Origin of the sequence: Roseateles sp. (genome assembly GCF_049240545.1) — a bacterium.
Lineage (GTDB): Bacteria > Pseudomonadota > Gammaproteobacteria > Burkholderiales > Burkholderiaceae_C > Paucibacter_A.
Genome location: NZ_JBMLSK010000082.1, coordinates 37,247 through 48,679, shown reverse-complemented (window position 1 = coordinate 48,679; position 11,433 = coordinate 37,247). Strand labels below are relative to the sequence as shown.

The window sequence follows — 11,433 nt, the reverse complement described above, 5'->3', positions numbered from 1 at the left end:
GGTTTATCACACGCCCACCCTGTCTTCGGCGTGGGCGGGGGGGGGGGGGGGGGGGGGGGGGGGGGGGGCGCCCCAGGCTCGTCCGCTAGACCGAGCGTGCAAACCAGCAGGGCCAAACTGGGCAGAAGCAGAGGGACTCGCATGGGGTTGAGCTTAGCAGTGCTAAGCCCAGGAGCAAGCCTTTTTCAAGCGCCGAATCTTCGGCGCTTATGAATCGATCGATTCGGGTGCTAAGTCAGGCCTTGATGCCCAGGATGGGGCGCAACTGCGTCAGCATATCGCGCACCATGGCGGTCAGGTCGTACTGCAACTTCCAGCCCCAGTCTTGCACTGCAGCGCTGTCGTCAATGCGCTGCGGCCAGCTGGCAGCAATCGCTTGACGGAAGTCGGGGGCATAGTCGATCTCAAAACCCGGTAGCTGACGCGCAATTTCGGCCGCAATCTCGGCCGGCGTGAAGCTGACACCCGCGAGGTTGTAGCTACCACGCTGAACAATCGACTCGGCCGGTGCTTCCATCAACTCGATGGTGGCGCGCAGGGCGTCGGGCATGTACATCATGGGCAAGCCCTGACCCTCTTCCAAGAAGCAGGTGTAGCGACCGGACTTCAGCGCCGAGTGGAAGATGTCGATGGCGTAGTCGGTGGTGCCGCCGCCCGGGGGCGTCTTGTAGCTGATCAGGCCTGGGTAGCGCAGGCTGCGCACATCCACACCGTGGTTCTTGTGATACCAGGCGCACCAACGCTCGCCGGCCAGCTTGGAGATGCCGTAGATGGTGGTCGGGTCCATCACCGTGGTTTGCGGTGTGTCCAGCGCCGGGGTACTCGGGCCGAAGGCGGCAATCGAGCTGGGCCAGAAGATGCGGTCCAGCTTTTGCGTGCGGGCCAGCTCCAAGACATTGAGCAGCCCCTTCATATTCAGGTCCCAAGCCCACATCGGGTGCTTCTCGCCGGTGGCGGAGAGCGCTGCGGCCAGGTGGTAGATCTGCGTGATGCCATGACGCTTGACCACGGTGGCCAAGGCCGCCGCATCGGTCACATCCAGCATCTCGTGGGTCAAGGCGGGCACGCGGCCTTCCGGCGCCAGGTCACTGGTGATGACATGGGCCTGGCCATGCCGCTGGGCCAGTTCTTGGGCCAGTTCGGAACCGATTTGGCCATTCGCGCCGATGATGAGAATCTTGGTGCTGCTCATGCTGCTTGCTCGTGGAGGGTGTGCGGGTTTGACGACGGCTTCAGGCGCTCTGGATCAGGCCCAGCTCACGCCCGGCCTGGGCGAAAGCAGCGACGGCTTTTTCCAGATGTTCGCGCTCATGACCAGCCGAGATCTGCACGCGAATGCGCGCCTGGCCTTTGGGCACCACGGGGAAGAAAAAGCCCACCGCGTAAATGCCCAACTCCAGAATGCGGGCGCTGAGCTTTTGCGCCATGACGGCGTCGTAGACCATGATGGGCACGATGGAATGAGTGCCCGGCTTGATCTCAAAACCCGCGGCCTGGATGGCTTCGCGGAAGTAGGCGGTGTTGGCCTCCAGCTTGTCGCGCAGATCGGTCGAGCCTTCCAGCAGATCGAGCACAGCAATGGATGCGCCAACGATGCTGGGCGCCACGGTGTTGGAGAACAAATAGGGGCGCGAGCGCTGACGCAGCAACTCGATCACTTCCTTGCGGCCGCTGGTGAAGCCGCCCGAGGCACCGCCCAAGGCCTTGCCCAGGGTGCCGGTGATGATGTCGATCTTGCCAAAGACATTGCGGTACTCATGGGTGCCACGGCCGGTCTTACCGAGGAAGCCACTGGCGTGGCATTCGTCGATACCGAGCAAAGCGCCGTAACGATCGGTGATCTCGCGGATCTTGTCGAGTTGGGCAATGGTGCCGTCCATCGAGAACACGCCGTCGGTGAAGACCAGGGTGAAGCGCGCGCCGGCGGCCTGGGCCTCTTGCAAACAACGCTCCAGATCGGCCATATCGTTGTGCTTGTAGCGGAAGCGCTTGGCCTTGCACAGGCGGATGCCGTCGATGATGGAGGCGTGGTTCAGCTCATCGCTGATGATGGCGTCTTGCTCGCCCAAGAGCGGCTCGAACAGGCCACCATTGGCGTCAAAAGCGGCCGCATAAAGAATCGTGTCCTCGGTGCCGAGGAATTTGGCCAGTCGCTGCTCCAAGGTCTTGTGCAGGTTCTGGGTGCCGCAGATGAAACGCACCGACGAGAGGCCGTAGCCGTGGGTGCGCAAGGCTTCGTGCGCAGCCTCGATGACCTTGGGATGCGAGGACAGGCCCAGGTAGTTGTTGGCGCAGAGATTGATCACCTCTTTGCCGTCGTTGGTGTGAACCACAGCGCCTTGCGGACCGGTGATGACGCGCTCGCTTTTGTACAGACCCGCCTCACGGATGCTCTGCAGCTCGCTGTTCAGGTGGGCGTAGAAGTCTTGCGTGTTGGCCATGGTCTGTCTCCTGGTGCACAATTCATTAAATTGAACGCAGTTCGATATACCGAACTTTCGTGCAGTATCTGGGATTTCGTTTTCAAGGTCAAGCATGTCCATCCCCAATCTGGAGAGTCTGGAGCCGCCCAAGGTGGGCGTCACCCTGCAAGCGCTGCGCCAATCGCAGGGCTTGTCGCTGGACGAGTTGTCACGTCGTGCCGGCGTCAGCAAGTCGATGCTCTCGCAGATTGAACGCAACCAGGCCAACCCCACCGTGGCGGTGGTCTGGCGCTTAGCGAACGCCTTGCGGGTCGAAATGTCGGAGTTGCTCGGTGGCGAGCGCATCGCAGCGCCGGCCATCGAGAAAGTGGCTGCGCATGCCATTCCTGGCATGAGCAGCCCGGACGGACTCTGTCAGCTGCGCATCTTGGGGCCGATCGATTTGGCGGGCCAGTTCGAGTGGTACCAGCTGACGGTGCAACCCGGCGGTGTGTTGGAGTCGGCCGCCCATGAGCCGGGTTCACGCGAACACTTGAGCGTTCTCAGTGGGAGTCTTGAAATCAGCGCGGGCGGCAGCGTCCAGGTCTTGATGCCCGGCGAAACCGCGCGTTATGCGGTGGACGGCCCGCATGCGATTCGCAACAAGGCCAAGCCGGATGGGGAACCGGCTATCGCCTTGCTGGTGGTGCTCCATCCTTGATCAAGCGTCCAAGAGGTCGGCGACGCTTAGGGTCTCCCAGCTGCTGCGCTGCCACAGCGGGGCCAAGCTCATCGAGCGCGCGGCCAGCAGGGTTCTCAACAAAGGCGCTGCTGCAGTCTGGCTCGGCACGCCCAACAGCACCAAGCGTTGAGCGCCACCTTCTTCAAGGCGGCCGATCAGGTCCAAGTCGCCGAGCTGGTCTAGCACCGGCTCCAGCTGCAAGGGGTCGACATGCAGGCGGCGCGCCAGACTCAAGCTGCTGACACCGCCCTCGCCCAAATGCTGCGCAAGCCGCAACTCGCGCAAGACGCCGAGTGCTAACTCCAGGCCCAATCCCGGCGCCTCGGGTCGGCGCAGCATGCCACTGCTGAGGCTGGGGGCGTTGGCCGCCAGCAAGGCGCCCAGCAGAACAATCACCCAGCCCGCATAAAGCCAGACCAGGAAAATCGGCACGGCAGCAAAAGCGCCATACAGGGTCGAGAAGGTCGGGACCGACTTCAGATACCAAGCCAAGACACTCTTGGCCACATTGAAACCAACGGTGACAAACACCCCACCCGCCAAGGCATGGCGCCAGCGCACATCGGTGTTGGGCACATAGCGGAACAGCGCAGCCATACCGCAAGCCATCACTAGAAACTCGATACCGCTGAAAAGCACCGCCAGGCTGAAGGGCAGGTTTGACAGCCAGCCATGTCCAGTCGTGATGGCATAGCTTGTCAAGGCCAAGCTGCCCCCTACGACGAGCGGTCCCGCAGTCAGCGCGGCCCAGTAGACCAACAGGCGCTGCGTGAAGGGGCGCGGCCTTTGTACACGCCAAATGGAGTTCAGCGTGCGATCAATCGTCAACATCAGCGCCAGGGCTGACAGGCCCAAAGCCACCAGGCCAACCGCACCCAGGCGGTTGGCTTTGGAGGCAAACTGCGTCAAGGCTCCTAAGACCGGCTTGGCGATGCTGGTCGGGATCAGGCTTTTGACAAAGTACTGTTCCAGGGCCACTTGGAAGGAGGAGAAGATCGGAAAAGCGGTGAACAAGGCCAGCATCACCGTCAGCAAGGGCACCAGGGAGATCAGCGTGGTGAAGGTCAGACTGCCTGCGGTCAGACCCAACCGTCCCTCCCGAAATCGCCCGTGCAGGCTCTGCACCATCAATCGCCAGGGCCAACGGTTCAAGGTGGAACTGAGAAGCTCGACCCAGTCTTTCAGTTTGAGTTGTTCAGAGGAGATATTGCGCATGCTGGCTATGATGCCAGCATGTCTATGTCTCCCTCGAACTCGCCGGCCCCGGCCGCGCCCTCCGCAAGCGATCTTCCCCCAGCATTGCGGACCCAGGCCAGCCGTCAAGAAGCCCTGTCCCGGGGCTTGGCCCTGTCTTCACTGATTGCTCTTTTCGTGTTGTGTTTGGCGTGGGAGCTTTGGCTCGCGCCGACCGGCAGCGGCAGCCTGGCCATCAAGGCCCTGCCCTTGCTGATTCCGATGCTGGGATTGTGGCGTTACCGGCTCTACACCTTCCGTTGGCTCAGTTTGATGATCTGGTTGTACTTTGCCGAAGGCGCGGTGCGCGCCACCAGCGAGCGCGGTTTGAGCGCGTGGTTGGCCGGTCTTGAGGTGCTGCTGAGCGTGCTGATTTTCGCGGCCTGCGCCATGCATGTGCGCTTTCGTTTGGCGGCCGCCAAAGCGGCTACGGCTGCGGCCCAAAGCAGCGAGACCGTCCGTCACTAGTCCCATGAACACGCCGGCGTTCTTGCATGCCTTGCGCGCCACACTCGGCGAGAACGGGTTGTTGGAGCAGGGAGATCTTTCCGCCTTCGAGCGGGATTGGCGCGGCCGTTATGCCGGGCGGGCCTTGGCGGTTGCCAGACCGGCCAACACCGAGGAAGTGGCGCGGGTGGTGCAGCTCTGCGCCGAGTACGGGGTGGGACTGGTTCCGCAAGGCGGCAATACCGGCTTGGTCGGTGGCTCGACGCCCGATGAAAGCGGCCAGCAGTTGCTGCTGAGCTTGAATCGCTTGAACCGCGTCCGTCATTTGGATGTCGCCAACCAAACCATGACGGTGGACGCGGGCTGTGTTCTGCAAACGGTACAAGAAGCTGCGGCCGCTCAGGGACTCTTGTTCCCGCTCAGCTTGGCTTCTGAAGGTTCATGCACGATTGGTGGCAATCTGGCCGCCAATGCTGGTGGCACTCAAGTGCTGCGTTACGGCAATGCCCGTGAGCTTTGCTTGGGCCTGGAAGTGGTCACCGCCACGGGGGAGATCTGGGACGGTCTTTCGGGTTTGCGCAAGGACAATACCGGCTATGACCTGCGAGATCTGTTCATCGGCAGCGAAGGCACGCTCGGCGTCATTACAGCGGCCACGCTGAAACTCTTTCCGCAGCCGCTGGCGCAGATGACCGCCCTGGCGGCCTGCGGCACGCTGGAGGATGCGGTGCGGCTTTTGTCCTGGGCGCAGCAGCGCGCGGGAGCGGCGCTGACCGGCTTTGAGCTGATGAATGCACTCTCGCTTCGGCTGGTGGGCCAGCACTTCCCGCAATTACCGCAGCCCTTGGGCGAGACTCCCTGGACGGTGTTGTTGGAGTTGTCGGACACCGAGAGCGAGTCCCATGCGCGAAGTGTCTTTGAAGCCTTGCTGGAGCAGGCGCTTGCAGCGGGTGTGATCAGCGATGCCGTGATCGCGCAGAGCCAATCGCAGGCCCAAGGTTTATGGCATCTGCGAGAGTCGATTCCCTTGGCACAGGCGCAGGAAGGGCTCAACATCAAGCACGACATCGCGCTTCCGGTCTCTGCCGTACCCGCCTTTGTCGCGTCCGCGGACGCCGCCTTGCAGCAAGCCGTGCCGGGTGTGAGGCTGGTCAACTTCGGTCATTTGGGCGACGGCAATCTGCACTACAACGTGCAGGCGCCGGTGGGCAGCTCAGCCCCCGAGTTTTTGGCGGCGCAAGAAGGCCGCATCAACCGCATCGTCTATGACATCGTCTCGAATTTGGGCGGCAGTTTTTCGGCTGAGCACGGCATAGGACGCATCAAGCGGGAGGAGCTGGCGCTACGCAAGCATCCTGTGGCGCTGCAAATGATGCGTGCCATCAAAAAAGCCCTGGATCCCCAGGGCTTGATGAATCACGGCCGAATGCTCTGAGTCGGCCGGTTCAGTCGTACTGATCAGTCAGCCCCCATCGCCGAAGGCTTGGCTGGCTTGACGCCACGCGCGAGTTGGATGGCGCGCAGCAGCAAGCGCCACACAAACCGGACCATTAACAGCGTCAGGACGGCTTCGCCAAAGGTCACAAAAAAGGCGAAAAAGCCGTTCCAGCGCGCCGAGCGTCGGCCGAACTTGGCGAACATGCGGTCGCGTGCGATCTCGATGCTGTCGTAGAAACTGGGGATCACCAGCAGGGTCAGAATCGTCGAGGTAATGGTGCCACCGATGATGGCCACCGCCATCGGCCGGTAGAACTCACTGCCCTCCCCCAGACCAATCGCCACCGGCAGCATGCCGGCAATCAGCGCAAAGGTGGTCATCAAAATCGGACGCAGTCGCTTGCGGCCCGCTGTCATCAAGGCCTCCTCGCGGTCAATGCCTTCCGCCTCCAACTGACGCGCCGCGTCTAGCAACAAAATGGCATTCTTGGCGACCAAGCCCATCAACATGATGACGCCGATAAAGCTCATCAGATTCAAAGTGCTCTTGGTCAGCAGCAAAGCCACCACCACACCGATCAGGGACAGCGGCAACGACAACATCACCGCCAAGGGCGCCGTGAAAGAGCCGAACTGCATCACCAGCACCAGGTACATCAAGCCGATGCCCGAAATGAGGGCGATGCCCATCTCGCTGAACACCTCGCTTTGCTCGCGGGAGTCACCCTCCAACTCCAGGCTGTAGCCGGGTGGGAAGTTGATGCTCTTGGCCAGCTTGAGCGCATCGGCCGTCACCTCGCCAGGCGAGCGGCCCTGCACATTGGCGGCCACCGCGATGGTTCGTTTGCCATCGGCGTGCTGGATCCTGCTCGGGCCCTTGCCCATGGTGACCGTGGCGATCTGCTCCAGCGGCACCATCACATTGCTGCCGCTGACGGCGATCGGCAAACGCTCGATATTGCTGGCGTCGACCCGGTCGTTCGGATGCAAACGCACCGCCACATCGCGGGCTTCGCCGGCCGGATCGACCCAGTCCCCCACTTCCACGCCGGCAAAAGCGACCCGCAGCGCCTGCGCTGCATCGGTCACCGAGATGCCCAAGGAATTCGCCAAGCCCCGGTTGAGTTCGATCTGCAACTCGTCTTGTGGATCCTGCTCTGACAAGCCGACATCGACGGCACCCTTGATGCCCCGCATCTCCACCATGAAGGCGTTGGTGATGTCGAGCAGCTTGCGCGAATCAGCGCCGGTGAAGCGAATCTGTACCGGCTTGCGCCCGCCGCTGTTCAAATCATCGGAAACCGCATACTCGGCGCCCACCAAGCTCTTGACCTTCTCCCGCAAATCGTTGGCGACCTCGGTGGCCGAGCGCTTGCGGGTGTTGCTCTTGCCGATGTCCACATAGATGCGACCACCGCCCACATTGATGTTGCTGTTGGTGGCCACCGTTTCCGGCAAGGTTCGCGCCAACTGAGCCGCGGCCTCCACCTTCAGTCGGGAGTACTCCAGACTGGAACTGGCGGGGGTGCGCACTTCGATCGCCACCGTGCCCGAATCGGTCACCGGCAAGAAACTTGAGCCGCCAAACTTGACCTGCAAAGCCAGCGCCCCCACCAGACTCAAGGCCGCGAACAAGGCCATCCAGATGCGGTGATGCAAGGCCCAAGCGATGACCTGCCCATAGCGCTCGGTTTGGTGGTCAAACCAGTCGTTGAAGCGCACGAGCCCACGGCCCACCGCATTCTTGGGTGCCAAATGGTGATCCGGTGGGTCGCCCCAATAAGCGGACAACATCGGATCCAAGGTGAAGGAGATGAACAAGCTGACCATCACCGAGGCCACCACCGTCAAGGCGAATGGCCGGAACCATTCGCCCGAAACACCGGGCATGAAGGCTACGGGAATAAAAACGGCCACGATGGCAAAGGTGGTGGCCGCAACGGCCAGGCCGATTTCGGCCGTGCCCTCCAGAGCGGCAGTGCGCCTGTCAGAGCCTCGCTCCATGTGGCGAACAATGTTCTCGCGCACCACAATCGCGTCGTCGATCAACACCCCGATCGCCAGCGACAGCCCCAGCAAACTCATGAAGTTCAAGGTGAAACCCGCCAGCCACACGGCAATAAAGGCAGCGATCACCGAGGTTGGCAAGGCCAAGGCAGTGATCAAGGTCGAACGCCATGAGTTCAGGAACACATAGACGACAAAAATCGTCAACAAGGCCCCCAGAACCAGCGACTCAATCACATTGTTGAGGCTGTTCTGTGCGTTCTTGCCGCCGTCTTGAGTGACCTCCAGCTTGGCTCCCTCGGGCAGCGTTTTGTTGATCTCCGCGACCAGCTTGCGAACCTTGTTAGCCACGGTGACGGTCGAGGCATCCTTGGCCCGCGTGACCGAAATGCTCACATTGGGATTGCCATTGCGCAGGCTGACACGGCTGATTTCAGCGAAGCCATCGGCAATCGTGGCCACCTGGGACAAACGCACCAGTTCGTTGCCGCGCCGCTTGACGACGATTTGCTGGAACTCGGCGGGCGATTCCAAGCGACCGATCAAGCGAATGCTTTGGTCCTCCAGCGTGCCACGCACCTTGCCGACAGGCGCAGTGCTGTTTTGGCTGCGCAGGGCGGCGACCACTTCGGTGACCGAAACATTGTTCTCGCGGAGTTTGTCAGCATGCAAGAGCACGCTCAATTCGCGCTTGAGCCCCCCATTCACCGACACCACGGCCACGCCGGGAATGCCGCGAAACTTATCGGCCAACTTATCCTCGGCGATGCGGGAAATCTCAGCATGGCTTTGCTTGCTGCTCGACAAGGCGAGCTGCATGATGGGCTCGGCGGCCGGGTCATTGCGCTCGATCACCGGCTCGCGGATTTCATTCGGTAGCTTGTAGCGAACCGTATCGATCGCATTGCGCACCTCGTCGGACGCTTCAATCAAGCTTTTGTTGAAATTGAAGATCAGAACGATCTGGGCATAACCTTCCGAGGCCGTGGAGCGCACCCGGTCCACGCCTGAAATGCTCTGCAAGGCCTTCTCAATGCGGTTGACGACCTCCCGTTCGACGGTCTCGGGAGAGGCCCCGGGGTAAGCGATACCCACGACCAGCACCGGCGCTTGGACGTCGGGGATCTGATTGACCTTGAGCTTTTTCAGTGCCAGCAAGCCCAGCGCCATCAAGGAAATGATGATGACGATCGTGGCGATCGGCTTCTTGATGCTGAAGTTGGAAAGGAACATGGCGGATTACTTTCCTTCTGAAGCGGCCGCGGCCGCCGCTGCCTTGAGCGCTCCCGCTGGCACGGTCGGCTTGGCGGAAGCCACCAGCTGAACTTTCTGGCCGTCCTGCAGGTTCGAGCCGGTCTTGCGCAGGATGCGATCGCCCGCTTTCAAGCCGCTCAGCACCATGAACTCGCCGATTCGTGCATCACGTTCACCGAGCTTGATGGCGGTCTTCTTCAAGGTGTCGCCCTGAACCAGCCATGCAAAAGCTTCATCCCCCGCGCGCAGAATCGCGCTGTCGGCGAGCATCAGGGAACTGACGCTGCCGGTTTGGATTCGCCCTTCGGCATACAAACCCGCGACCTTGGGCGCCGTGCCGGGCAGGAAGTCGACCAAGACTTCCAACTGACGCGTGGTGGCGTTGGCCGCCGCGTTGACCCGACGGATCTTGCCGGAGAAGTTCTTCTCACCCAGGCCATTGACGCTGAAATTGACTGTTTGGCCCACTTGCAACTCGCTCATTCGATCGGCCGACACCAAGCCCTCGAAGCGCATGGTGCGAGGGTCGATGACCTTGAGCAACTCCTTGCCAATCTGAGCGGTGTCGCCGGCCGAGACCTTGCGATCACTGAGCACCCCATCAAACGGTGCCCGCACTTCGGTGCGCTGCAGTTGTTGACGGGCTTGCGCCACGCGGGCTTTGGCGGCGACCTGGTCGCTCTGGGCATTGTTGCGCCTTTGCTCTGCGTCTTCCATCGCTTGCAGCGAGCTCATGCCTTGGGCCTGCAATGTCTTCAAGCGTTGGAACTGACGCTCGGTCTGTTCAAAAGACTGGGCGGCGACTCGCGCGGCCTCTTCGGCGGAGGTCAATTGATCGCGAATGGAGGTGTTGTCCAGTCGAACCAGCAAATCGCCGGCCCGAACGCTCTCGCCGTTTTCCTTCAAGACCTGAAGGACCAGGGCCGAGACCTCGGCGCGCAGATCCGCGCGCGTTTCAGGTTGTATCGATCCGGTGATGACGGGGCCTGAGGCATAAGTCCCGAGACTCAGCGTCAACAAATCTTCTGGCGCAAGTTGCAACACAGTGGCAGCAGCCTTGTCTGTTTTGCCGTCTTGAGGTCCGGAACCCGATTTGCCACAAGAACTCAGGGCCAAAGCAGCCATCACGGTGCCAGCGAGGAACAAGACAGTCAGAGAGACAGGACGACGCGTCATCAGACGAACTCCGATTGGGGTGGAAAATCAATGAACTTGGGGCGCGTGAGCTTAAGCCACAATGATGGCCGCACCAGAGGTCATGGTCGCATTGCCTCCGGGTGTTTTCCCTGAGTCAAGGGCGATGGAGCTATTGCAGCATGCCGGTCAGCGCCGGAGGCAAGGGCAAGGACATGACCTCGATGCCTTCGTCGGCCAAGGCGTCCAGTTCTTCCGCACTGGTTTGACCGCGAATGCCACGGTCCTGGGCCTCGCCGTAATGGATGCGACGGGCCTCTTCCGCAAACTGGCTACCGACATCCTCGGTTCGTGCCACCACTTCCCTCACGGCTTGTAGCAGCAATGCTTGCATCTGTTGTTGTAGTGCCTGGGGATGTGGAGGCTCTGACCACGCCGGCTTCTCGCTTGACTGTCCGGCTTGAGCAGGCTGAACAGGCTGAGCGGGCATTGCGCCACCCGTGATTGGAGCGGGAGCGCTATTGCCAGGCTGGCCTTGAGCGCTGGCACTGCCCTTGGCCGCGGCGCGCAGATGCGAGACATTCAATCGGGCTGCGGTTGGCATGCGACGAATCTGCTTGTCGCCACAGATGGGACAACTGAGCTGATCCTGAGTCAGCTGGGTTTCGAAGTCATGACTCGAGCCAAACCAGCCCTCAAACAAATGATCATGGCCGCAGGCCAAGTTCAAAACAATCATGAGCCTGTGAATGATCCTGTTGGGAACTCAAGCGGCGG

Annotated in this window: 9 protein-coding genes; 3 read left to right on the top strand and 6 right to left on the bottom strand. The window is 61.4% G+C overall.

Translation table 11 applies throughout. The features are described from left to right. Positions 1 to 235 precede the first annotated feature (235 nt). Together ACOVRJ_RS05405 and kbl are read right to left on the bottom strand one after the other, a co-directional pair. Positions 236 to 1,192, bottom strand: a complete 957-nt coding sequence (locus tag ACOVRJ_RS05405; protein ID WP_422042870.1) for an NAD-dependent epimerase/dehydratase family protein — start codon at positions 1,190 to 1,192, stop codon at positions 236 to 238. A gap of 40 nt (positions 1,193 to 1,232) precedes the next feature. Further along, complete coding sequence (gene kbl, locus ACOVRJ_RS05400) at positions 1,233 to 2,441, bottom strand: glycine C-acetyltransferase (protein ID WP_422042869.1); 1,209 nt, start codon at positions 2,439 to 2,441, stop codon at positions 1,233 to 1,235. A 94-nt stretch (positions 2,442 to 2,535) separates the two neighbouring features. Between kbl and ACOVRJ_RS05395 the strand changes: the two genes are divergently transcribed. Continuing rightward, positions 2,536 to 3,123 carry a helix-turn-helix domain-containing protein gene (locus ACOVRJ_RS05395; protein WP_422042868.1) on the top strand — a complete coding sequence of 196 codons (588 nt, stop codon included), beginning with the start codon at positions 2,536 to 2,538 and terminating at the stop codon, positions 3,121 to 3,123. On the opposite strand, the gene ACOVRJ_RS05390 is transcribed toward ACOVRJ_RS05395, so the two are convergent. After that, on the bottom strand, positions 3,124 to 4,359 hold the full coding sequence (locus ACOVRJ_RS05390) for a YihY family inner membrane protein (protein WP_422042867.1): 1,236 nt from the start codon (positions 4,357 to 4,359) through the stop codon (positions 3,124 to 3,126). It abuts the gene before it with no gap. 18 nt (positions 4,360 to 4,377) lie between these two features. Here ACOVRJ_RS05390 and ACOVRJ_RS05385 point away from each other — a divergent pair, with 18 nt between their 5' ends. Continuing rightward, positions 4,378 to 4,845, top strand: a complete 468-nt coding sequence (locus tag ACOVRJ_RS05385) for a DUF2069 domain-containing protein (protein WP_422042866.1) — start codon at positions 4,378 to 4,380, stop codon at positions 4,843 to 4,845. A 4-nt stretch (positions 4,846 to 4,849) separates the two neighbouring features. Continuing rightward, a complete protein-coding gene (locus ACOVRJ_RS05380) occupies positions 4,850 to 6,259 on the top strand; it encodes an FAD-binding oxidoreductase (RefSeq protein ID WP_422042865.1) in 1,410 nt (469 codons plus the stop codon). A gap of 23 nt (positions 6,260 to 6,282) precedes the next feature. On the opposite strand, the gene ACOVRJ_RS05375 is transcribed toward ACOVRJ_RS05380, so the two are convergent. The 3 genes from ACOVRJ_RS05375 to ACOVRJ_RS05365 form a co-directional block, all read right to left on the bottom strand. Then, positions 6,283 to 9,501 (bottom strand): efflux RND transporter permease subunit, encoded by a 3,219-nt coding sequence (locus ACOVRJ_RS05375; protein ID WP_422042864.1) that lies wholly within the window; start codon positions 9,499 to 9,501, stop codon positions 6,283 to 6,285. 6 nt (positions 9,502 to 9,507) lie between these two features. Next, positions 9,508 to 10,698, bottom strand: coding sequence for an efflux RND transporter periplasmic adaptor subunit (locus ACOVRJ_RS05370; protein WP_422042863.1), 1,191 nt, complete (start codon positions 10,696 to 10,698; stop codon positions 9,508 to 9,510). Between the two features lie 130 nt (positions 10,699 to 10,828). Continuing rightward, positions 10,829 to 11,395: a DUF1178 family protein gene (locus ACOVRJ_RS05365; protein ID WP_422042862.1), complete on the bottom strand. Its 567-nt coding sequence runs from the start codon at positions 11,393 to 11,395 to the stop codon at positions 10,829 to 10,831. Positions 11,396 to 11,433 lie beyond the last annotated feature (38 nt).

Excerpts from the sequence above, each read along its gene's own strand:
- ACOVRJ_RS05380 (WP_422042865.1), top strand. The coding sequence starts at position 4,850 with ATGAACACGCCGGCGTTCTTGCATGCCTTGCGCGCCACACTCGGCGAG.
- kbl (WP_422042869.1), bottom strand. The coding sequence starts at position 2,441 with ATGGCCAACACGCAAGACTTCTACGCCCACCTGAACAGCGAGCTGCAG.
- ACOVRJ_RS05375 (WP_422042864.1), bottom strand. The coding sequence starts at position 9,501 with ATGTTCCTTTCCAACTTCAGCATCAAGAAGCCGATCGCCACGATCGTC.
- ACOVRJ_RS05365 (WP_422042862.1), bottom strand. The coding sequence starts at position 11,395 with ATGATTGTTTTGAACTTGGCCTGCGGCCATGATCATTTGTTTGAGGGC.
- ACOVRJ_RS05370 (WP_422042863.1), bottom strand. The coding sequence starts at position 10,698 with ATGACGCGTCGTCCTGTCTCTCTGACTGTCTTGTTCCTCGCTGGCACC.
- ACOVRJ_RS05390 (WP_422042867.1), bottom strand. The coding sequence starts at position 4,359 with ATGCGCAATATCTCCTCTGAACAACTCAAACTGAAAGACTGGGTCGAG.
- ACOVRJ_RS05405 (WP_422042870.1), bottom strand. The coding sequence starts at position 1,192 with ATGAGCAGCACCAAGATTCTCATCATCGGCGCGAATGGCCAAATCGGT.
- ACOVRJ_RS05395 (WP_422042868.1), top strand. The coding sequence starts at position 2,536 with ATGTCCATCCCCAATCTGGAGAGTCTGGAGCCGCCCAAGGTGGGCGTC.
- ACOVRJ_RS05385 (WP_422042866.1), top strand. The coding sequence starts at position 4,378 with ATGTCTATGTCTCCCTCGAACTCGCCGGCCCCGGCCGCGCCCTCCGCA.